Source organism: Actinoplanes sp. NPDC051475 (genome assembly GCF_040689425.1).
GTDB lineage: Bacteria > Actinomycetota > Actinomycetes > Mycobacteriales > Micromonosporaceae > Actinoplanes.
Genome location: NZ_JBFAZZ010000008.1, coordinates 57,623 through 79,145, shown reverse-complemented (window position 1 = coordinate 79,145; position 21,523 = coordinate 57,623). Strand labels below are relative to the sequence as shown.

The window sequence follows — 21,523 nt, the reverse complement described above, 5'->3', positions numbered from 1 at the left end:
TCCGTAAGGTGCGGCCATGGACACCCCTCTCCCCGGCACGACCAGGGCCGAGCGTCCGGGCGACGCCGCCGCGATCCGGGCGGTGCTCACCGCAGCTTTCGGTACGGACGCCGAGGCGCGGCTGGTCGACGCACTGCGCGATTCCGCCGCGTGGCTGCCCGGCCTCTCGGTGGTCGCCGAGGAGGACGGCCGGATCGTCGCCCACGCTCTGCTCAGCCGCATCACGGTCGGCCCGGATCCGGCGTTGGCCCTGGGCCCGATCGCCGTCCTGCCCGGCGAGCAGCGGCGCGGGTTCGGCACGGCGGTGGTCCGGTACGCCCTCCGGCAAGCGACCGACGCCGGCGAACGACTGGTGCTCGTGCTCGGCGACCCGGCGTACTACCAGCGGTTCGGGTTCGTTCCGGCTGCGCCGTACGGGATCACCAGCGCCTGGTCCGGCCTCGGTGACGCCTGGCAGATGCTGACCCTTACCGGCCTCGAGGCGCACTACCCCGCGCCCTGGCACGCCCTCTAGGGCTGAGTACGCAGGTAGCGCCCGAAGTGCGGCACCGTGAACGCGACCGTTCCGCGCTCGCCGGAGTAGATCAGGCCCTTCTTGATCAACGCATCGCGGGCGGGCGACAGGCTCGCGGGCCGGCGGCCGAGCGCCGCGGCGATCTCCGACGTGGGCACCGCCGCGTCCATGTCGTTGTCGGCCTCCCCGGACAGCGAGGCCATCGCGCGCATGTACTCCCGCTCGGCGGGCGTCGCGCGTTCGAAGCGGGAGCCGAAGAAGCCCACTGCCAGCTCGGCCTCCGCCTCCGGGGCGGCGACCCGGACGTCCTCGGCGGTCACCGGCGAGGTGGGCGCGTGGTCCCACGTCGCCTTCCCGTACGCCTGGACGAAGTACGGGTATCCGCCCGACTTCTCGTAGAGCAGGTCCAGCGCCTTGGCCTCGTACTCAACGTCCTCGCGCGCCGCCGGTGCGCACAGGGCGAGGTCCGCCGCGATGCGGTCGAGCCGGTCGATGCGCTGGTAGCGGAACAGCCGCTCGGAGTACGACTTGGCGGCGGACAGCACGGCGGGCAGGTGCGGCAGCCCGGCGCCGACGACGATCAGCGGCGCGCCGAGCTGCGACAGCTCGTGGCAGGCCGCACAGAGCGCGGACACGTCTGTCGGCCCGAGGTCCTGCATCTCGTCGATGAACAGGGCGATGCCCGTGCCGACGTCGGTGGCGAGCGAGGCGGCGTCGGTGAAGAGCTCGACGAGGTCGATCTCGATGTCGCCGGAGTCGGCGCGTCCGCGCGCGGGCGGCACGTCGATGCCGGGCGTCCAGCGGTCGCGAAGCTTCGCGTTGGCGTCGTTGGCGCGCAGGGCGAACGCCTTGAGCACGCCGAGCACCTCGTCGACCCGGTCGGGGTTGCGGTGGTGCGGGGTGAGCTCGCGGATCGCCATGTGCAGGGCGGCCGAGACCGGGCGGCGCAGCGACTGGTCGGGACGCGCCTCGATCTTCCCGGTGCCCCAGAGCCGTCCGATCGCCGCCGACCGCAGCGTGTTGAGCAGGACGGTCTTGCCGACACCGCGCAGTCCGGTCAGGACCAGGCTGCGTTCCGGGCGGCCGCGGGCCACGCGTTCCAGGACGACGTCGAAGGCGTCCAGCTCACGGCCGCGCCCGGCCAGCTCGGGAGGGCGCTGGCCGGCGCCGGGAGCGTACGGGTTCCGGACCGGATCCACGCATAGCACCGTATCGGGCTGTCTAGCCGAAAAGCTAGAGTCAGGTATTCAAGGCTCATATACCGCTTTCTAGCGTTTGAGCTAGAGAGGGCTAGTCGGCGCCATATTCCTTGAGGCAGAGCACGAAGTCGAGGCTGTCCAGCTCGCTGTCGTAGAAGTACCACTTGGTGTACTTCGCGACCTTGCCGCACTTGTCCTCGGCATCGGCCTCCCCGCTCGTCCGGCCGTCGACCCGCTTGAGCACCTCGTACGTGCCGCTGGTGCAGGACACGATCTTCAGGTCGGGACTGTCGTCGGCGGAGCTCTCGTTGCGGACGCACTGCCCCTTCCGGACGAACCGGGCGTCCTCGCTGGTCTGCGGCTCCGGGGCGGCCACCTCGTTGGTCGCCGTGGTCGCCGGCACCGTCGGTCCCGCGGTGCCGCCGGTCTTCGAGGAATCCGCGCGCGACACGAGCCACGCGGTCGTGCCCAGGCCGCTGCAGATCAGCAGGCCCAGCACGACGACGAGGGCGACGATGGGCGTGTTCCGCCGCTTGGGCGGCACCGGCAGCGGAGGCTGCTGCCAGGGCGGCGGCGTGTTCAGCGGCGCGGCCGGATAGGACGTCGGCGGGTAGGACGAGGACCCGGTCGGCGGCACCGACATCGGCTGGCCGCCCCACGAGGCCTCCGGCGCCGGCGACGAGGCGGCGGTCGCGGCGTCACCCCAGGGGTCGGCCGGCTCCGTGTACGGCTCGTCGGACCCCGTCGGGCCCCCGTTGGACCAGCCCTGGCCGGAGTACGGGCCGTTCTGCGACATCGGGTTCCTCCAGGCGGGATTCGCTGTACGCCACCGTAGCGTGCACGCTCGCCGGTATCCCTCCCGGAATCGCGCCGACCCCGTCCACCTGTCGGCAACAAGACGCGCCGGATCATCACCCGTCCGGATACCGTTCCGGGCCATGTCCCCCTCGGTGGCCGCCTGCGCGGCCGTCTTCGGCGGTGCCACGGCCGCCTTCCTCCCCCGCGTCGCCCACCGGCTCGCGGTCCCGCGCGGCACACCCGCCCGGTCGGCCTGCGCTCACTGCGCCAAGCCCTTCCCGCATTGGGTACGCGCGGGAGCGGCATGCGAATGCACCGGGCACCCGCTGTGGACGGTGATGACGGGTGCCGTGGCGGCCGCCTTGCTCGGAGCCACGGTCGGCCCGTCTCCCCTGCTGCTGGTCCTGCTGCCGGCGACCGTCCTCGGGCTCCTGCTCGCCGTGATCGACCTGCGCTGCCTGCGCCTGCCCGACCCGCTGGTCGCCGCGCTGGCGGTCGCCACGGTGGTCCCGCTCTCCACCGGCGCCCTGATCGCCGGGGAGCCCGGCCGGCTCGAGCGGGCCGTCGTGACGGCGGTGCTCGGCGGGACGGCGTACCTGATCCTCGCTCTGCTGCCGGGCCACGGCCTGGGTCTGGGCGACGTGAAGCTGGCGACCGTCCTGGGCTTCGTCCTGGGGTTCGCGGGTCCGCCCGCGGTGATCGCCGGCCTGGTCGTGCCGCACCTGATCAACGGACCGGTGGCCGTGGCCCTGCTGCTGAGGCGGCGCGCGCACCGCCGCACTGCCCTGCCGCTGGGTCCCGCGCTCCTGGCCGGAGCGCTGATCGGCCTCGCCCTGAGTTAGAGGAGGCGCAGCTGACGGTCCTTCGGGCGGGACGGAACGGTGTCGCCCATCCGCTCGAAGAGGCCGGCGTCGATCGCGTCGAAGAAGGGCGACGGCGACTGCTCGCGCTCGCTGCCGTGCCGGAACCGCCGGGCCGCATGGCTGACGTAGAGCCGGTCCTGCGCCCGGGTCAGCCCCACGAAGAAGAGCCGGCGCTCCTCGGCGGTGTCGTCGTCGGACGGCGTCGAGCCCGGCCAGCGCAGCGGCAGCAGCCCGTCCTCGCACCCGACCAGGAAGACGACCGGGAACTCGAGCCCCTTCGCCGCGTGCAGCGTCAGCAGGTTGACCGCCTCGGCCCGCGGGTCCAGCGCGTCGACCTCGGCCCCGGTCGCGATCTCCTGCAGGAAGCGCGGAAGGTCGTCACCCAGCCGCTGGGCCAGCGGCATGAGCAGGTCCGCCGCCGTCCAGATGTCCTCCGGGGCGAGCTGCTCGGCGTCGAGGGTGGGTGCGGCGTACCGCTGGGCCAGGACCTGGGCGCTGAGCTTGACGTGGGCGGCCGGCGAGCCGCCGAGACCGTCCGCGTGCCGCAGCTCGCGGGCCAGGACCTGCACCCCGGGTCGGTCCCGCAGGCGGTTGTGCGAGCGCTTCTGCACCGGTACGCCCGCCCGCGACAGCGCGTCCACCACGGCCTGCGCCTGGGAGTCCGTACGGTAGAGCACCGCGATGTCGGAGAAGCACAGCGTGCCCGGCGCCACGGCGCGCGAGTCCACCCGGCCGGAGTCGAGCGAGCGGTGCGACAGCCCGCCGACGAGCTCGTCCACCGTACGCACGACGAAGTCGGCCTCGTCCGCGACGCTCGCCGCGAAGTACCGCCCCACCAGCGGCGACTCCGGATTGACCCGGGCCGGATCCAGCCGCCGCCCGCTGACCAGCGAACTCGGCGCGATGGCCTGCACGGCCGCGGCGAGGATCGGCGCCGACGACCGGTAGTTGCGGGTCAGCCGCACCAGCCGCGCATCGGTGAAGTCCTCGGCGAAGCGCAGGAAGTAGCCGACGTCGGCACCGCGGAACGAGTAGATCGCCTGGTCCGGGTCGCCGATCGCGCACAGGTTGCCGTCCGCGGGGCTGAGCAGGCGCAGCAGCTCGTACTGGGTGTCGTCGACGTCCTGGTACTCGTCCACGAAGATCCACTGCCACTGCCGGCGGTACTTCTCCACCAGAGCAGGATCGTCGCGCAGCAGCGTCACCGGCACCGTGAGCAGGTCGTCGAGGTCGACCAGATCCTGCTGGCGCAGCAGCTTCGTGTACGCGGCGTCGTCGTCACCGGCCTGCTCGCGCGCGGCGGCCCGCTCGGCGTCGTCGGCGATCCGCCACCCGGCGCCCAGCCCGGCGGCCTTGGCGTTCTCCTTCAGGATGGTCAGGCCCACCGCATGGAACGTGCCGACGGTGATGTCCTCGGCGGCCTCACCCATGAGCGCGTCCAGCCGCGCCCGCATCTCCGCGGCCGCCCGCCGGGTGAAGGTGATCGCCAGGCAGCGGTGCGGAAAGACACTCATCTCGGCACAGAGGTACGCGATCCGGTGCGTCAGCGTCCGCGTCTTGCCGGTGCCCGGACCGGCAACGATCAGCAGCGGCCCGCCGGGCGCCGACGCGGCCACCCGCTGCATCGCGTCCAGCCGGTCGAGCAGCCCGGTGCCGACCTCCTCCATGCCGGCGAGCATCGGCTCGAACGGCTCGTGCGGCGAGGCGGGCGGCTGGAGGGGCGGAGCCTTCTTCTTCACCGGGTCCTTGGCCGCCTTGCGGACGGGCGCCCTCCCGATCGCCGGCTCCGCCCGGCGCTGCTGCGGCACCGGCGCCATATCGAACAACGTCTCGGCCTGCGGGGCGCTCTGCTTGTTCCGCAGCTCCCCCGGCGCGAACAAGGTGATGACGCCGTACTCGCCGTCGTAGCCGGGCACCCGCCGTACGTCACCGCGGCGCAGCCGGCCGATCGCCTCCTTGAGGGTGTCCCCGCCGTGCTGCCCGATCGCATCGAGCGGAACGTGGCGCAGGATGTCCAGCTCGGCCCCGAGGCTGGCGACGAGGTGGTGCAGCTGACCCTCGACGGTCTTCGACTTCGGCCCGACGCCGTTGATCTCCCCCACGATCTCGGCGAGCTGGATCAGATGCTCGACGGTCTGCGGCCGCGCCCGGCCGGCATCCCGGTCGGCCAGATCCTCGACCCGGCTCAGCACCCCGACGGTCAGCGGCTTGCCGCACTCCGGGCACCGGCCCCCCGCCTCCCGGGTACGGGCAGGCTCCCAGTTCACCCCGCAGGCGCGGTGCCCATCGGCGTGGTACTTGCCCTCCTCGGGGAAGAACTCGATGGTGCCGGCGAGGGTGTGACCGTCCTTGACCGCGAAGTAGTCCGGCGTACCTGCGAAAACCGTGGCTTCCCGCCCGAGCGCACCGGGTGAATGCGCATCCGAGTTGGACACCAGCCGGTATCGGTCGAGGCTGGAGACCCGCCAGTTCATCTCCGGATCGGAGGAGAGCCCGGTCTCGACGGCGGTGATGTGCCCGGCGAGGTCGGCGTAGCAGTCGGCGATCGCGTCGAAGCCCGACTTCGAGCCCAACGCGGAGAACCACGGCGTCCAGATGTGCGCCGGCACCAGGTAACCGTCGGGGCTGGCCTCCAGCACGATCTCCAGCAGATCCCGCGAGTCCAGCCCGAGAATCGGCCTGCCGTCGGCGGCCAGGTTGCCGACCCGCCCCAGCGCGGTGTTGAACCTCGCGGCGGCCTCGAGATCGGGCAGGTAGATCAGGTGGTGCACTTTCCGCGTACGGTCATCCCGCTTGTAGATCGTGGAGATCTCGACGCTGAGCATGAACCGGGCGGGCGGGCTCGCCTGAAGCGACCCGGGCAACCGCTGGGTGACGTCCTTCTCGGCGTCGGCGCTCAGCCGGAACAGCCCGGGCTCGCCGGCGGGGCGCAGGTTCTCCCGCAGATGGTCGAACCACGCCGGATGGGTGAAGTCGCCGGTGCCCAGCAGCGCGATGCCCTTACGGCGGGCCCACCAGGCCAGGTTGGGGAGGATGAGGTCACGGCTGCATGCACGCGAATACCGGGAGTGGATGTGCAGATCCGCGACGTACGTGTCCGCGGCAACCGAGGACCCTGCGCTGTCCGAGGGCACGCTGCATCCTGTCACGTGCGCGGGGTGAGCCTGAAGCCGCCACGCGCGGAGTGACATAACCGATCCGCGATTGGATCCTGGGGAGGTGGTCGCCGTGGCTCGGTGGATGGGGCCAAGATTCACTTCTTAGAGGTACGCGCGGGGTCCGCGAGGACGGCCCGGGGCTGGGCCGTGTCGTCTGTCAGGGTGCGCGGAGGTCGATGACCGAGACCTGCGGGGGCGCCCCGACTCGCACCGGCGGGCCCCAGAACCCGGCGCCGTTGGTCACGTACACCGGAACGCCGTCCACCTCGCCGAACCCGCTCACCACCGGCTGTTGCAGCCGGACCAGCAGGTTGAAGGGAACCATCTGCCCGCCGTGGGTGTGCCCGGAGACCTGCAGATCGACGCCGTAGGGAGCCGCCTCCCGGGCCGCGACAGGCTGGTGAGCCATCAGCACCACGGGCCGCGCCGGATCCCGATCGCCGAGGGCCCGCTCGAAGTCGGGCGCGTCACCGACGTCCGCGCCACCGAGATCGTTCACCCCGGCGAGGTCGAGCCCGTCGATCTCGAGCCGCTCGTTGCGCAACGGCCGGACCCCCAGACGTTCCACCTCGACGACCCACTCCTGGAACCCGGAGTAGTACTCGTGGTTCCCGGTGACGAAATAGGCACCCCGCCGCGACTTGATGCCGGCGAGGGGAGCGGCGGACTTGCCGAGCTCGGCCACGCTGCCGTCGACGAGGTCCCCGACCACGCAGACGATGTCGGCGTCGACGGAGTTGATGAGGTCCACGATCCGCTGGGTGTGGGCGACGCCGGTAAGAGGACCGAGGTGAATGTCGGAAACGACGGCGAGCCGAGTCCCGTCCATGGCAGGCGGGAGCTTGGCGAGGGGAAGCTGGACGCGATCGAGCCGGGGGCCGCCGGTGGCGGTCTTGACGCCGTACCCGGTGATGCCCGCGGCGGTGAGGCCGGCGAAGATCGCAGCCCCCCGGGCGAGCAGGAGCCGCCGATCGATGCCGGGCGGGTTGGTGGGGGTGTTGCTTTCGTCGGCCTGGGCTGTCGTGCTGGTACGGGGCGGGTTAGCGGTGGTCGTGCCGTCCCGAGCCTCGGCCGTGGTGCCGGTGCTGGCCGGGCTCGCGGTGGTCGTGCCGTTGTGTGCCCCAGCCGCGGTGGTCGTGCCGTTGTGTGCCTCAGCCGCGGTGCCGGTGCTGGCCGGGCTCGCCGTGGCCGTGCCGTTGTGCGCCCCGGTCGTGGTGCCGGTGTGGGGTGGGTTCGCCGTGGCCGTGCCGTGGGCGGCCTCGGTCGTCGTTTCGGCTTGTGTGGAAACCTTGCCGGTCGGTGCGCCGACGCCGGCAGTCGGGGCGCTGACAACGCGGGTTGGAGTCCCGACCTCGACGTCTGCGGCCGACCTCGGGGTTGGAGTCCCCACCTCGAGTTCTGCCGCGGCGGCGCTCGTCTGCTCGGCGCGGGCGCGGATCCATAGGGCCGCGAGGAGCCGGGGAATCTCCAGCGCTCCGAGGATCACGAGCAGGTAGAACATGAGCGCGAGCCACACGTAGCCCGGCCACGCGAGCCACTTCGCGTATCCGGTGCGCGTACCGATGAGGGTGGCGGGGATCAGGAGCGCGAGCAGGACCGCCGCGATGCCGCCGAGGCGATGGAGCGCGCCGCGACGTAGGGGGTCGTGGATGAGGCGCTTCCACAGGTACAGGTGGATCAGGCCGATGACGAGGAAGATCAGCCCGACGAACCCGAACAAGCTCAACCCCCGGCGAACGGCGGCAGGACGTCGACGGTCGCCCCGGCGGTCAGCGCCGCCTGCCGATCATGACAGGCGAGCCCGTCCACCAGGTAGCTGGCGGCCTTGAGGACGACGGCCAGCTGCTCCCCGTGTCGTTCGCTGAGCGTCGCGGTGAGCTCGTCGAGCGATGAGGCTTTCACGGATTCCTCCCGCACCCCGCCGGCGGCGGTCCGGGCACCCGCAAAATAGCGGACCTGAAGCATGCGGCTCACCCGCCGATCGCGGACATGGGCCGAGCGGGCTGCAGGAACGCGGGGTCGTCGATCCCGTGGCCGGCCTTCTTCCCCCACATGGCGGCGCGCCACGCGTCGGCGACCTCGTCGTCCGAGGCGCCCCCGCGCAGCAGCCCCCGCAGGTCGGACTCCCCGGTCGCGAAGAGACAGTTGCGCACCTGGCCGTCCGCGGTGAGACGGGTACGGTCACAGTCGCCACAGAAAGGCCTGGTCACACTGCCGATGACGCCCACCCGCGCCGGCTCACCAGCCGCATCCACGTACCCAGGAACGAGCCACGTCTCCGCCGGCGCGGTTCCACGTGAAACCGGATCGGGCAGCAACCCGTACGGCGTGAGCGACTCCAGGATGGCCGCCGCAGTGACCATCTCGTGCCGGTCCCACTTGTGCTGGGCGTCGAGCGGCATCTGCTCGATGAACCTCAGCTCGTACCCGTGATCCAGGGCGAACCGCAGCAGAGCCGGCGCCTCGTCCTCGTTGATGCCCCGCATCAGCACGGTATTGATCTTCACGGGCGTGAGCCCGGCCGCGGCGGCGCCGGCCAGCCCCTTGAGCACGTCGGCGTGCCGATCACGGTGCGTGAGCTGCTCGAAGCGAGCCGGGGACAGCGTGTCGAGCGAGACGTTCACCCGATCGAGTCCGGCCTCCCGCAACGGCCGCGCCAACCGCTCGAGCCCGATCCCGTTGGTGGTGATCGAGAGCTTCGGCCGCGGTCGAAGCGCAGCAGCCGCCGCGACGATCTTGAGCAGCCCCCGCCGGATGAGCGGCTCCCCGCCGGTGAACCGCACCTCGGTGACACCCAGCCGCTCGACCGCGATCCGAATGAGCCGTTCCACCTCGCCGTCGGTGAGTTGCTGCTCCCGAGGCATCCAGGCGAGCCCTTCCTCCGGCATGCAGTAGGCGCACCTGAGGTTGCAGCGGTCGGTCAACGACACCCGAAGATCGGTCGCCACCCGCCCGAACCGGTCGGCAAGCGGCCCCCCGGCGCGCACGGAAGCCCGCGGCGGCACGGTGGGCAGGGCGAGCTCGGTCACTGTTCGAACCTAGCGCTTGGATACGACAATTGCCGCTCCCCGTACCGCACTGCGGTACAGCCCACTCCATACCGGTACCTGACGCTGCCCAACAGGCCAGCCGCCCTCGCCCTCCCAGACGGAGGTGGGTCCTCCGGCCGCCGGGTTTCGGGTCCGTGTCACGAACCCGCCGTCCGCCACCACCGGGCCCACCTCGACCGCGCCGCCGGAAGCCAAGACAGCCGCTCCCCGGATGAGGTGGAAGCGGGCAACTGCCACCCTCGGTGGCGAAGAGGTCGCCGCGCTCACCAGCCGCCTGTGACACCTCCACGAGCGCCGCCCGCTACCGACTCAGCACCTCCTCCGCAGCTGCTCGCACAGCCCCCCGATACGCCTCCCCGAACGCCGCCGTGTGGACCAGCAGCAGGTGAAGCCGATGCAACGCCACCCGCTCGCGCCACCCCTCGCTCAACGGCCACACCTCCCGGTACGCCGAGATGATCGTCTCCAGGTGCGGCGCCCCGCCGAAGAGCGCCAGCTGCGCCAGGTCGGTCTCCCGGTGCCCGCCGTGCGCGGCCGGGTCCACGAGCCACGCGCGCCCGTCCGCTGCCCAGAGCACGTTCCCCGGCCACAGGTCGCCGTGGATCCGGGCGGGAGCCTCGTCCCCGCCGTACGAGTCGATCCCGGCGAGGATCCGCTCGACGAGCGCGACGTCGGCCGCCGACAGTGCCCGGCGATCGGCCGAGATTCGGAGGTACGGCCGCAGCCGCCGCTCCGCGAACCACTCCCCCCACGGCCCCGCCGACGGCGTGTTGTCCTGTGGCAACGGCCCGATGAACCCGGTCCAGTCGGCCCCGAAGCTCGCAGCTCCAGCGCGATGCAGCTCCGCCAGCTCCCGCCCGAACCGCTCGGCGGCCGGCCGACTCGCCGCGCCGGGCTCGACCCATTCGAGCGCGAGCAAGTCGTCCAGCGCCACGAACACCTCCGGGAGCGGCACCGCGCCGGCCTCCCGCAGCCACCTCAGGCCCGCCGCCTCGGTGGCGAAGAAGTTCTCGGGCGGCGTGCCCGAGGGCCACGTCTTCGTGAAGAGCGAGAACCCATCGTCCAAGGTCAGGCGTGATGCGCGGCAGACATCACCCCCTCCCACGGGCGTCTCACGGATCCGTTGATGGGTGAGAAATGTCGGGAGATGCTGGGGGTGCGCGCGCAGATACGGCAGATCCACCGCCTTATCTTCCACTTCGGGTTACGGCGTGCCCGATTCGGAGTCAAAATGTCGGCATGACACCTGTCGCTGTGCGTTCGTACCGGCCGAGCGACCACAGTGCCGGCCGCCGTCTGTGGGCCGAGCTGACGGCGCAGCACAACCGGATGTACGGCGACGCGTCCGACGACGGCGGTGCCGGCTTCGAGGAGTACCTCACCCGCCTCGACCTGGGCGGCCTCTGGGTTGCCGACCACGCGGACGACGGCGTGATCGGCCTGGTGGGGCTGATCATGCGTGGGCGCGCGGGCGAGGTGGAACCGGTTGTCGTGACCGCCACCCACCGGCACAAGGGCGTGGGCCGCAAGCTGCTGCGACACGTCGCGCAGGAGGCCAAGAAGCGCAACATGCAGTCGCTGACCATCTCCCCCGCCTCCCGCAACGTGGATGCGATCCGCAGCCTGCACGCGGCGGGCTACGACGTGGTGTCGTCCATCGAGCTGACGATGGACCTCGACCGCCACACACACGAGTGGCAGCAGGACGCTCTCGAACTGCATGAACTTCCCTTCCGCTCCTGACCCTTTCCCGTACGGGCGGCGGCGCTGGGGCCGCTCGATCTGGATCGCCCGGGTTGAGGAGGGGTGGCCGGCGGGCTGAAGAAGGTTGCCCGACGCGCCGCCCTCGCCATGCCGGGGCGATCGCTGCGCTGAGGACGTCAGCCTTCCACGGGCTCGAGACCGCCGCGGGTTATCCACAACGCGGCGTCATCCACAGATCTTCGCTTTCGGCACGCGCCCGCCGGCCGCTTTCGGCCACCGTGCTGGGCATGACGAAGCTGAAAGTCCGCACGCCCGCCGACCTCATCTCGGCCGTACCCTTCCTGATCGGTTTCCACCCGGCCGACAGCCTGGTCGTCGCCGCGGTGAAGGGCGCCCAGCTCGCCTTCGCGGCCCGCATCGACCTGCCGGAACCCGGCGTCCCCGACCTCGAGGCGCGAGCTCCCGTCCTGCACCTCGCCACCCTCATCGCCGAGCAGGCACCGGAAGGCATCGTCCTCATCGGGTACGGCGAGAGCACCCGCGTGACGCCCTCCCTGCTCCACCTCTCCCGTACGTTGGCGGCGGCGGGGCTGCGGATCATCGACGAGTTCCGCGTGACGGACGGGCGGTACTGGTCGTACCTCTGCACCAACCCGTCCTGCTGCCCCACGGAGGGCACGCCGTGCGACCCGCCGGACAGCCTGGTGGCGACCGAGGCGACCTTCGCGGGTGCGGTCGCTCTGCCCAGCCGCAAGGACCTGGAGGCCCAGCTCGCACCCCTCACCGGCGACGACCGCATCGCGATGGGCGAGGCCGACGTGCGCGCGCTGAGCCGAATGATCGAGCTTCTGCGAGGCGAGCAGGGCGATGAACGTCGCCCGATCACGAACGCCACGACGACCAGCGCCACAGCACCCCGTCCATCGGCAGCGCAGCATTTCGCCCTGCCCGTCTTCCAGCCGTCGGCGCGGCCCACGGGAAGGGACGAGCGTCGGAAGCTCCGCGCCGGCCGCATCGCCGTCCGCGAGGCGGAGCACCGCTACCGGACCGGTGGGCGCCTGACCGATGACGAGGTCGCCTGGCTCGGCCTGCTGCTGGAGTGCCTTCCCGTCCGCGACTACGCCTGGATCCGCAGCGGCCTGGACGACTGGCAGGTCACCCTCTGGTCGGACATCGTCCGCCGGGTGGACCCTCAGCGCGTTCCGGCACCGGCCTCCCTGCTCGCCTTCATCGCCTGGCGCACCGGCCGAGGCCCGCTGGCGTCCATCGCGGTGGATCGGGCCTTGGAGACCGACCAGACCTACGCGCTGGCCGGCGCGATCAACGCAGCCCTCTTCCTGGCGACACCGCCGTCGTCGGTGGACGGCTGGCCCACGCCGGTCGGTAGCCCTCTGCGACTCAGCGGTGAGGAGACCGGGCCCGTCAGGGAGCACAGGAGGCGGTCGACGGCCAGGTCGTCGAGGCGGTAGAAGGATGGGACTCAGACGGTCACCCGCTGCGATCCCGTGTAGACGTTCATCGACCGCCCGCGCAGGAACCCGACGAGGGTCATGGCGGCCTCCTCGGCCAATTCCGCCGCAAGCGTGCTCGGCGCGGAAACAGCCGCGAGCAGCGGAATCCCGGCCATCCACGCCTTCTGCGTCAGCTCGAAACTCGCCCGTCCCGACACCAGCAGCACATGGCCGGCCAGCGGCAGCCTGCCCTCGCGGACCGCCCAACCGACGACCTTGTCGACCGCGTTGTGCCGGCCGACGTCCTCACGCAGGACGACCAGTTCGCCGTCGGTCGTGAAGAGCCCGGCAGCGTGCAGTCCGCCCGTACGGTCAAAGGTCCGCTGAGCGGCGCGCAGCTTGTCGGGAAGCTCGGCCAGCGTCCGGGCCGCGACCGAAGTCTGGTCGGCGCCGAGGTCGAACGGCGACCGGGTCCGGACCGCGTCGATGCTGGCCTTCCCGCACACCCCGCACGAACTGGTCGTGTAGAAGTTGCGGCTCGGATCGGTGACCGGCGGCGGCACGTGGGCGCCCAGCACCACGTCCACCACGTTGTACGTGTTCGGCGCGTCGGTGCCGGCGCACAACTGCGCGGTGACGACGTCGGCGGCGGTGCGGATGATGCCCTCGGTGAGCAGGAAGCCCATCGCGAGGTCGATGTCCTGCCCAGGGGTGCGCATGGTGACCGCGAGCGGCTCCCGGCGCAGCCGGATCTCGAGCGGCTCCTCGGCGGCGAGATCGTCCGCCCGGCGGCGCGGTTCGGCGGTCCCGTCCAGGTCGATCTTCACCAGGGGTCGCCGATGCATCGTCCGTGCCATACCGCCAGCGTAGGCCTGTCCGCGAGAACCGCCCGCCGAGCCAACCCGCCCACACCACTCCCGCCAGGACGAACCCGTCCGACCCGAGGCCGGCGCTCAGCTCCACCCCAGGACGAGCCCAAGGCCGGCCCCGCTCCACTCACGGTCAGGACGGTTCGTTCCGTAGGCGCGCCCCGCTCCCACCCCTCCACAATCGGGGCGAACCGGCCTTCTCCGGGCTGTCAGGCTCCGCACAGTCACGCTCGCGGGCTCGGCGGGATACGGTACGTACGTGGGGGGATTCGCGGCGGTGGTGCTGGCCGGCGGTGCGGCGCGTCGGATGGGTGGTACGGACAAGGCTGCCATCCCGGTGGCGGGGCAGTCGATGCTGACCCGGGTACTTGCCGCCGTCCATGACGCCAACCCGCAGGTCGTGGTCGGGCGCGTCCCTCCCGGCCTGCCCGTTCAGGTGGCCTCCACCAGCGAGGAACCGCGCGGCGGGGGTCCCGTGGCTGCCACCGCGGCGGGGCTTGCCCTGGTGCCTGAGGACGTCAGCCTCACCGCCCTGCTCGCCGCGGACCTGCCGTTGTTGACCGGCGAGGCGATCGACGTGCTGCGACTGACCGTCGAGTCCGCGCCGTTGCAGGGTGCGGTCTACCGGGACGCCGAGGGGCGCCGGCAAACGCTCTGCGGGGTCTGGCGTACGGCCGCCCTGCGCGAGGCCGTCCAGAAGCTGGCCGAGGAGCGCGGCGACCTGCGCGGCGCCTCCATGCACGCGCTGCTGGACCACCTGCGCTTCATCGAGGTCTCGTGGCGCCGCCCGGGGCCGCCGCCCTGGTTCGACTGCGACACCGACGACGACCTGCGGACCGCGGAGGAATGGGCCCGGTGAACGTGCTCGACGAGTGGATCAAGGCCGCCTCGGTCGAGCTCGGGCTGGGACCCGACGACGTGCCGCGGGAATCGGTTCTCGACGTGGCGCGCGATGTCGCGCACAACGTCGTGCGCCCAGGTGCACCCGTCTCGGCGTACCTGATGGGGCTTGCCGTCGGCCGCGGAGCCGATCCCGCGGACGCCGCCGCCCGGCTCAGCCGGCTCGCGCTCGCATGGAACGCCGAAGCCGACAGTAAGGCGACTGAGGCGAGGAACGCCGCCGCCGACGAAAAAGGCGACTGAGGCGAGGAACGCCGCCAGCGACAAAAGGGATGTCGACAAGACGCCGGCTCAGCAAGACCGCGCAAAACTACGGTCGGGTATGGGACGCGCCCGCGGTGCGGCCGGCACGCTCGATAGGGTGGCGAGGCGGAGGTGACGATCATGACGGCGGAGAACACTCCTGACCAGCCCGAGGGCCAGCCCAACGGCCAGCCCGAGGGCGTCCTGCTCGACGAGCCGACCACGGCCGACCTGCGGGCCAAGGTGACCGAGGCGTGGCGGGAATTCGCCGCGGCGCTGGCTGCCCTGCTCCCCACCCTGAACCCCGGCGCGCACGTCGACATCACCCTCGACCCCACGGCCTCGGGCACCGGCGACGCGGTCTATTCCGTGAGCGTCCGCGTCCTGCCGGACGGCGTCGTCGAGGCGCTGGCCGTCGGCAACGCCGGCCTCCCCGAGGGCTTCCGCATGGATCGCGCCGCGGTGGCCGATCTGGTCGCGCTGGGCTGGTCGCCGCCGGGTGTGCTGCCCGGTTCGCGGGACTCGTTCGGGCTGCGGACCACCGCCGATGCGGTGAAGCAGCTGGCCACCGTCGTCTCGCGCACGCTGCGGGACGTGTACGGCGCGCCGCATCCGGCCTTCCTCGTCTACCTCGTGCATGACGAGGACGACGAGCCGATCGAGACGACGCCGCTGGCCACCGCCCGGCACGAGCCCTCGATCGACGAGGAGCTCAGCCTCGACGACCTCGACGAGGACGGCGTGTTGTCCGAGGCGCTGGCCAGTGCCGCCGACGAGGTCATCCCCCTCGAGGAGCGGGTGCGGACGGTCGTCGCGACGATGTCCAAGACCACCGTCGACCAGCTGCAGGTGGACACCGACGGGGACATCGGCATCCGGGCCGGTTCGGCCATGGTCTTCGTCCGGGTACGGGACAACCCGCCGCTCGTCGACGTCTTGTCGCCGATCCTGACCGAGGTCGAGCCGACCGAGCAGCTGTACGTGAAGCTGTCCGAGCTCACCAACCGCATGCCGATCGGCCGGCTCTACTGCGCGCAGGACACCGTCTGGGCTTCCATCCCGGTCTTCGGCCGCAACTTCCAGGCCACCCACCTCATGCTTGCCGTCCAGGTCATGACCGGGCTCGCGGACGAGCTCGACGACCGGCTGCACGGCGAGTTCGGCGGCAAGCGCTTCTTCGGCGAGGGTGACAAGCCCGCCCCCGCGAAGGGCAAGGACGGCGACGACCACCGCCCCGGGATGTACCTCTAGCCGGCGGGGAGCCAGGCGACCTTCTCCATGGTGGACAGCTGCGAGGCTTGGAGCCCGCCGTCCGAGAGGGTCCACAGCACGTCGCCGATCACCAGGGAGCGCCGGATCGCCGGCTGGTGCAGCATGGCGATCTGCTTCACCCCGGTGTCGCCCACCTGCAACGCCAGCGCGCCATCGGTGGTCGTTCCGCCGTCGAACGAGTACGCCGACACGGGTACGACCAGCAGCTTCGTGGCCGGCCACCACAGCAGGGCGTGCGGGTCCCACTCGGCCTCGGACTGCCCGCCGGGGATGTGGTGCTGGGCGAGGCGCCGCGGCTTCGCCGGGTCGGACACGTCGAAGAGCGACACCTGGGTGCCCTGGACCCGTCCGGCGCCGTCCGCCTCCTGGCCGATGCCGATGAGCCTGCCCTCGCCCGCCGGCTGGAGGTGCGCCGAGTAGCCGGTGATCTTCAATTCGCCGGTGACCTTCGGCTGGGCCGGGTCGGTGAGGTCGAGGCTGTAGAGCGGGTCGGTCTGGCGGAACGTCACGACGTACCCGCGGGGGCCGATGAAGCGTACGGAGTAGATCTGCTCACCCTTGCCGAGCCCGTCGACCACCCCGGTCTGCTCCAGCTTGTCGCCGTCCTGGCGGAGTACGCGCACAGCCGACCGCCCGGCCTCCTGGTTCGTCGTGGCGACGCGCAGGTGACCGTCCCATTCGGACAGCGCGTACTGGTTGATCAGGAAGCCGGGTACCGTGCCGGCTGCCGCGTACACCGGGGGTTGGTTGCCGGTGAACGTGAAGCGGTAGAGGTCGGTCTCCTGCCGGACCGGCATCGCGGCCCGTCCCGGGAACCGGTCGAGCCGCCAGCGCTGGTCGCTGGCCAGGTAAAGGCTGTTCCCGGTGGCGTAGACGGTGTCGCCGTCGGCGACCACCGTCACCGGGTCGCCGCTACCCAGTTCCGGTTTGCTCAGGTCGAACGTCAGCACGCTGACCAGGGAGGCGCCGGAGAAGTCGGTCGGCCGGCTGACCCGTCCGCAGTCGGCCCGTCCCTTCTCGGTCACGGTGCCGGTGGTGACCTCCCAGGTGGGAAGCCAGGCGTCGACGTCGGCGCGGTCGATGGCCGCCTGGTTGTCGTCGACGCGGTCGCTCTCGTCCTGGACCCTCGGGTTGTCGGGGAATGTGAGGCGCGGCGAGGTGCGCAGCACGATCCGGGCGGTGCCGCCGGTGAGGCGCGCGTCGACGAGCCTGCCTTCGCCCTTGTACCGGCTGATGATCCGCGGCTTGCCGGACAGGTCGACGGAGATCACCTGCGGGCTTTCCGCGACCGGCATCCGCTTGTACATCACGTACCGTCCCATGCCGCCCGGGACCAGGATCAGCGCGACGTCCCCGGAGAGCAGCAGTTCCACCGGGCCGCCGGTGGCCTGCAGCGGCAGGGCGAGCCTGCCGGTCTCCCGGCGGGTGGCCGCGTCCACGACCCGGAGCGTGCCCTGGTCGACCGTGACGATGCGGCGGCCGTCGGTCTTCACGATGTCTGGTTCGTCGGCGTCCTGCTCGTGGTTGTTGGTGCCCGAGTACGCCGGCGTGGGGGCCGGAGCCTTCGCGGCGTCGGCCATCGTCCGGGCTCCGCCGACGGCGACCGCCTCGGGCATCACTCCGTCGCCGGGGAAGCCGTACGGGCCGACGCTCGCCTTCGCGGCCTTCTTCAGCTCGGACTCAAGTTGCGAGCAGGAATCGAAGGAGACGAGCCGCATCGAACCCGATTGATGAACGGGAGGAGGCGAGGATTTCGCCGTGCACCCGGCGAGCGGCAACGTGGCGGCGAGGGCGGCGCAGAGAACCAGACGGCGTGACATGGGGGGTGGGACGCGATGCGCCGGTCCCGGGTTCCGGCTAATTCGTCGTGGGCACCGGCGTGGGCATCTCGACCAGCCGGGACAGCACGACCATGCTGCGCGTGGAGGTGACGAACGGCTCGGCCCGCAGCCGCTCGAGGGCCTGCTCGAGGTGGGCGATGTCGGCGGCGCGCAGGTGCACGAGCGCGTCGGCCTGCCCGGAGACCGTGTACGCGCCGACCACTTCAGGGTGCCGCCGGGTCGCGACGGTGATCTGGGCGGGGGTGGTACGCCCGGTGCAGAAGAGCTCGACGAACGCCTCGGTGGTCCAGCCGACCGCGGACGGCTCGATGATGGTCGTGAATCCCTTGATGACGCCGCTGGCCCGCAACCGATCGACGCGCCGCTTCACCGCGGGGGCGGAGAGTGAGACCTTTACTCCGATATCCGCGTATGACGTACGGGCGTCGGCCACCAGCAGTGCAATGATTCGCTTGTCTACGGCGTCCATGTGCAACGATTCGCCTCCGACGAGCAAGGGATCGAGCTGTTTCGTCCGTCCCAGCGTACCTACCCTTTACAACATGAGCTACACGGAGCGCTTGCCGCGAACCAGGACATACCTCATGTGTCCTCCCGCGCACTTCACGGTCGAGTACGCGATCAACCCCTGGATGGATACCACCGTCCCGGTTGATCCGGCTCTCGCGCTCAAGCAGTGGATCCTGCTCCGCGATGCTCTCACCGACCTCGGGCACACCGTCCATGTCCTGGAACCCGTCCCGGGCCTGCCCGACATGGTGTACGCCGCCAACGGCGCGTTCTCGGTCGACGGCCGGGTCTACGGCGCCCGCTTCAAGTACCCGCAGCGCGCAGCCGAGGCGGCCGCGCACCGCGCCTTCTACGCCGGAGAGGCCGGCGGGCCGTGGACCTTCGCCGACCCGGTGCACGTCAACGAGGGTGAGGGCGACTTCGCCTACCTGCCCGCCGCCCACGGCGGTCTGATCCTGGCCGGCCACGGCTTCCGTACCGACCCGGCCGCGCACGCGGAGGCGCAGGAGGTGCTGGGCCGCCCGGTGATCTCGCTGAAGCTGGTCGACCCGGCGTTCTACCACCTCGACGTCGCCCTCGCGGCGCTGGACGACGAGAACATCGTGTACTACCCGGCGGCCTTCTCGGAGTCGTCACAGCGGGTCCTCGCGCAGCTCTTCCCGGACGCGGTGATCGCCGACCGCGCCGACGCGGAGTCCTTCGGCCTCAACCTCGTCAGTGACGGCCGCCACATCGTCCTCAACTCCGAGGCGACCGCGCTGGGCGAGAAGCTGAGCGCGGCCGGCTACACCCCGGTGCACGTGGAGCTGGGTGAGCTCAAGCGCGGCGGCGGCAGCGTCAAGTGCGCGGTGGCCGAGCTGCGCCCCTGATGCGGCATCGTGGTGCGTGCGAGGCAAGATGGGTCGCATGACCGACGAGACCCGCACGGCAGACAAGCAGGACGACGGCTCCGTCATCGTGGTGGGCCCGGACGGCCGCCCGCTGGGCACGGTGGAGTCCGACGGCACGATGAAGGCCGAGGAGCCGGGCAATCTGATCGAGCAGCCGGCCAAGGTCATGCGCATCGGCAGCATGATCAAGCAGCTGCTCGAGGAGGTCCGGGCGGCGCCGCTCGACGAGGCCAGCCGGGGCCGGCTGCGGGAGATCCACCAGCGGTCGATCAAGGAGCTGGAGGACGGCCTCGCGCCGGAGCTGCAGGAGGAGCTGGAGCGGCTCTCGCTGCCCTTCGAGTCCGAGACGCTGCCCAGCGAGGCTGAGCTGCGCATCGCCCAGGCTCAGCTGGTCGGCTGGCTGGAGGGCCTGTTCCACGGCATCCAGGCGGCGCTGGTCGCCCAGCAGATGGCCGCCCGCCTCCAGCTCGAGCAGATGCGCGGCGGTCAGGGCCGCCCGGCCCTGCCGATGGGCCCCAACGGGGTCATCCCCGGCATGCCGGGCCAGGTCGACGGCACCGGCAGCACCGGCCAGTACCTATAACCCGAAAAGATCTTCCAGGTACGCCGCTACGCCGTCCTCGTCGTTCGTGAGCGCCACCTCGTCGGCGACACCCTTGACGGCGGGGTGGGCGTTGCCCATCGCCACGGAACGGCCTGCCCACGCCAGCAGGGGCAGGTCGTTCGGCATGTCTCCGAAGGCGACGACCTGCGCCGCCTCGACGCCCTCGCGCTCGCAGAGCCAGGCCAGCCCGGCGGCCTTCGTCACGCCCGCCGCCGAGATCTCCACCAGCGCGGACGAGGACGAGTGCGTCGCCTCGGCCAGTTCGCCGAGGGTGCGGCTGACCAGCTCGGCGAATTCGTCCGGACCGTGGTTCGCGGATCGGGCCAGCAGCTTCACCGCCGGCGCCGATGTCAGCTCTTCCGGCGTCGTCAGCATCCGTACGGCCTTGTGTTCGCCGTCCCACATCAACGGCCACTTCTCCTCGTACCAGAAGCTTCTGCCGTCCTCGACCTCCACTGCCAGCGCGACGTCGGGCACGGCCTCGCGCAGCCGCTTGGTCACGTCGAGCAGCAGGTCGACGGAGAGCGGGGCGGCCCGGAGGATCTCGTCGGTGTCGGGGTCGTAGACCACGGCGCCGTTGGCGCAGACCGCCGGCAGCGGCTCGGCCATCTGGTCGTAGAGCTGGCGCAGCCAGCGCACCGGGCGGCCGGTGACCAGGACGGTCGGGACGCCGCGGCGGTGCAGCCGGTCGAGGACGCCGATGGTACGGGGGCTGAGCGTGCCGTCGTCGCGGATCAGGGTGCCGTCGATGTCCGAGGCGACGAGGCGGAATGGCGCATGCATCACCTCGACAGTAGCCGGTCGAGGTACACCGCCACCCCGTCCTCGTCATTGGTGAGCGTCACCTCGTCGGCGACCGCCAGGACCGTCGGATGCGCGTTGGCCACGGCGACCCGGCTCCAGCCCGCCCAGGCGAACATCGGCAGGTCATTGGGCATGTCGCCGAAGACCAGGACGTCTGCAGGGTCGACGCCGACCGCCTGCGCGACCACGGCGAGACCGGTGCCCTTGTCCACTCCGGGCGGGCAGATCTCGACGTAGTTGAGGCCGGCCTGGGTGACCGTTGCCACATCCGGCGGCACGATGCGCTGGGCGGCGGCGAGCAGGTCGTCGACGTCGCGCTCGAACGACCGCGCGAACGCCTTGATCACATCGCCGGTGAGGCACTCGGCGCGGGTCCGGCGCTCGACCGTCACCGGATAGCGCCAGGTGGGGTCGTAGTCGCCCCAGAGCGGGGCGTCGTCGTGCTCCAGCGCTTCCACCATGACCGAGAGCGGACCGACCTCGGCCTCCAGGTTCTCCAGCGCCACCTCGAGGTCACGGCCGGGCAGGCGCGCGCTCCGGAGCAGGGCGGACTCGTTCTGGTCGATGACCCAGCCGCCCTGTGCCAGCACGAGGAAGTCGGCGGCGCGGATGTCGTTGCGGGTCAGCTCGGTGAGCCGGGGTCCGCGGCCGGTGGCGCCGACGATGCGGATGCCGGCGGCCCGCACCCGGTGCAACACCTCATGGGTGTACGCGGACACGGTGTCGTCGCTGCGCACGAGAGTGCCGTCGAGGTCGGTCGCGATGAGCTTCGGCAGACCGGGCTTGGCCATCTGAGCCTCCGAGGGTGCGGTAACCCCCGCGGAGGGCGGAAGGAAAACGTTACACCGGCCCG

At 71.5% G+C, this 21,523-nt stretch carries 21 protein-coding genes; 9 read left to right on the top strand and 12 right to left on the bottom strand.

Annotated elements, in window-relative coordinates:
* Nucleotides 1–16: 16 nt before the first annotated feature.
* Nucleotides 17–514 (top strand): N-acetyltransferase, encoded by a 498-nt coding sequence (locus AB0368_RS18020; protein WP_366154999.1) that lies wholly within the window; start codon nt 17–19, stop codon nt 512–514.
* Here the strand turns inward: AB0368_RS18020 and AB0368_RS18015 are convergent.
* On the bottom strand, nt 511–1,713 hold the full coding sequence (locus AB0368_RS18015; protein WP_366154998.1) for an ATP-binding protein: 1,203 nt from the start codon (nt 1,711–1,713) through the stop codon (nt 511–513). The two genes, AB0368_RS18020 and AB0368_RS18015, sit on opposite strands and share 4 nt — an antisense overlap.
* A 91-nt stretch (nt 1,714–1,804) precedes the next feature.
* Complete coding sequence (locus AB0368_RS18010; protein ID WP_366154997.1) at nt 1,805–2,509, bottom strand: hypothetical protein; 705 nt, start codon at nt 2,507–2,509, stop codon at nt 1,805–1,807.
* A gap of 142 nt (nt 2,510–2,651) precedes the next feature.
* On the opposite strand from AB0368_RS18010, the gene AB0368_RS18005 reads away from it, so the two are divergent.
* On the top strand, nt 2,652–3,353 hold the full coding sequence (locus AB0368_RS18005) for a prepilin peptidase (RefSeq protein WP_366154996.1): 702 nt from the start codon (nt 2,652–2,654) through the stop codon (nt 3,351–3,353).
* Here the strand turns inward: AB0368_RS18005 and AB0368_RS18000 are convergent.
* The 5 genes from AB0368_RS18000 to AB0368_RS17980 form a co-directional block, all read right to left on the bottom strand.
* Nucleotides 3,350–6,508: a UvrD-helicase domain-containing protein gene (locus AB0368_RS18000; protein ID WP_366154995.1), complete on the bottom strand. Its 3,159-nt coding sequence runs from the start codon at nt 6,506–6,508 to the stop codon at nt 3,350–3,352. The genes AB0368_RS18005 and AB0368_RS18000 overlap by 4 nt on opposite strands.
* Nucleotides 6,509–6,689: 181 nt before the next feature.
* Entirely contained in the window at nt 6,690–8,252 is a 1,563-nt protein-coding gene (locus AB0368_RS17995; protein WP_366154994.1) for a metallophosphoesterase, read from the bottom strand.
* Nucleotides 8,253–8,254: 2 nt separating this feature from the next.
* The gene (locus tag AB0368_RS17990) at nt 8,255–8,497 is read right to left on the bottom strand and encodes a MoaD/ThiS family protein (protein ID WP_366155222.1); all 243 of its coding nucleotides are present in this window, start codon (nt 8,495–8,497) and stop codon (nt 8,255–8,257) included.
* Nucleotides 8,498–8,502: 5 nt separating this feature from the next.
* The gene (gene moaA / locus AB0368_RS17985) at nt 8,503–9,561 is read right to left on the bottom strand and encodes a GTP 3',8-cyclase MoaA (protein ID WP_366154993.1); all 1,059 of its coding nucleotides are present in this window, start codon (nt 9,559–9,561) and stop codon (nt 8,503–8,505) included.
* A 322-nt stretch (nt 9,562–9,883) separates the two neighbouring features.
* Nucleotides 9,884–10,765, bottom strand: a complete 882-nt coding sequence (locus AB0368_RS17980; protein ID WP_366154992.1) for a fructosamine kinase family protein — start codon at nt 10,763–10,765, stop codon at nt 9,884–9,886.
* A gap of 56 nt (nt 10,766–10,821) precedes the next feature.
* On the opposite strand from AB0368_RS17980, the gene AB0368_RS17975 reads away from it, so the two are divergent.
* Entirely contained in the window at nt 10,822–11,325 is a 504-nt protein-coding gene (locus AB0368_RS17975) for a GNAT family N-acetyltransferase (protein ID WP_366154991.1), read from the top strand.
* A 248-nt stretch (nt 11,326–11,573) separates the two neighbouring features.
* Nucleotides 11,574–12,755 (top strand): DUF4192 domain-containing protein, encoded by a 1,182-nt coding sequence (locus AB0368_RS17970; RefSeq protein WP_366154990.1) that lies wholly within the window; start codon nt 11,574–11,576, stop codon nt 12,753–12,755.
* A gap of 11 nt (nt 12,756–12,766) precedes the next feature.
* On the opposite strand, the gene fdhD is transcribed toward AB0368_RS17970, so the two are convergent.
* Complete coding sequence (gene fdhD / locus AB0368_RS17965; protein ID WP_366154989.1) at nt 12,767–13,594, bottom strand: formate dehydrogenase accessory sulfurtransferase FdhD; 828 nt, start codon at nt 13,592–13,594, stop codon at nt 12,767–12,769.
* Nucleotides 13,595–13,865: 271 nt separating this feature from the next.
* Here fdhD and AB0368_RS17960 point away from each other — a divergent pair, with 271 nt between their 5' ends.
* The 3 genes from AB0368_RS17960 to AB0368_RS17950 all read left to right on the top strand — a co-directional run bounded on the left by AB0368_RS17960 (nt 13,866) and on the right by AB0368_RS17950 (nt 16,000).
* A complete protein-coding gene (locus AB0368_RS17960) occupies nt 13,866–14,465 on the top strand; it encodes an NTP transferase domain-containing protein (protein ID WP_366154988.1) in 600 nt (199 codons plus the stop codon).
* Complete coding sequence (locus AB0368_RS17955; protein ID WP_366154987.1) at nt 14,462–14,749, top strand: DUF6457 domain-containing protein; 288 nt, start codon at nt 14,462–14,464, stop codon at nt 14,747–14,749. The genes AB0368_RS17960 and AB0368_RS17955 overlap by 4 nt, the downstream gene beginning before the upstream one ends.
* 141 nt (nt 14,750–14,890) lie before the next feature.
* The gene (locus AB0368_RS17950; RefSeq protein ID WP_366154986.1) at nt 14,891–16,000 is read left to right on the top strand and encodes a hypothetical protein; all 1,110 of its coding nucleotides are present in this window, start codon (nt 14,891–14,893) and stop codon (nt 15,998–16,000) included.
* Here the strand turns inward: AB0368_RS17950 and AB0368_RS17945 are convergent.
* Together AB0368_RS17945 and AB0368_RS17940 are read right to left on the bottom strand one after the other, a co-directional pair.
* The gene (locus AB0368_RS17945) at nt 15,997–17,841 is read right to left on the bottom strand and encodes a beta-propeller domain-containing protein (protein ID WP_366154985.1); all 1,845 of its coding nucleotides are present in this window, start codon (nt 17,839–17,841) and stop codon (nt 15,997–15,999) included. The genes AB0368_RS17950 and AB0368_RS17945 overlap by 4 nt on opposite strands.
* A gap of 37 nt (nt 17,842–17,878) precedes the next feature.
* Nucleotides 17,879–18,337: an Lrp/AsnC family transcriptional regulator gene (locus AB0368_RS17940; RefSeq protein ID WP_366154984.1), complete on the bottom strand. Its 459-nt coding sequence runs from the start codon at nt 18,335–18,337 to the stop codon at nt 17,879–17,881.
* 67 nt (nt 18,338–18,404) lie between these two features.
* Between AB0368_RS17940 and ddaH the strand changes: the two genes are divergently transcribed.
* Nucleotides 18,405–19,241, top strand: coding sequence for a dimethylargininase (ddaH, locus tag AB0368_RS17935; protein WP_366154983.1), 837 nt, complete (start codon nt 18,405–18,407; stop codon nt 19,239–19,241).
* Nucleotides 19,242–19,278: 37 nt separating this feature from the next.
* A complete protein-coding gene (locus AB0368_RS17930) occupies nt 19,279–19,845 on the top strand; it encodes a bacterial proteasome activator family protein (RefSeq protein ID WP_366154982.1) in 567 nt (188 codons plus the stop codon).
* Here the strand turns inward: AB0368_RS17930 and AB0368_RS17925 are convergent.
* Nucleotides 19,840–20,649, bottom strand: coding sequence for an HAD family hydrolase (locus AB0368_RS17925; RefSeq protein ID WP_366154981.1), 810 nt, complete (start codon nt 20,647–20,649; stop codon nt 19,840–19,842). The two genes, AB0368_RS17930 and AB0368_RS17925, sit on opposite strands and share 6 nt — an antisense overlap.
* Complete coding sequence (locus AB0368_RS17920; protein ID WP_366154980.1) at nt 20,649–21,461, bottom strand: Cof-type HAD-IIB family hydrolase; 813 nt, start codon at nt 21,459–21,461, stop codon at nt 20,649–20,651. The genes AB0368_RS17925 and AB0368_RS17920 overlap by 1 nt, the downstream gene beginning before the upstream one ends.
* Nucleotides 21,462–21,523 lie beyond the last annotated feature (62 nt).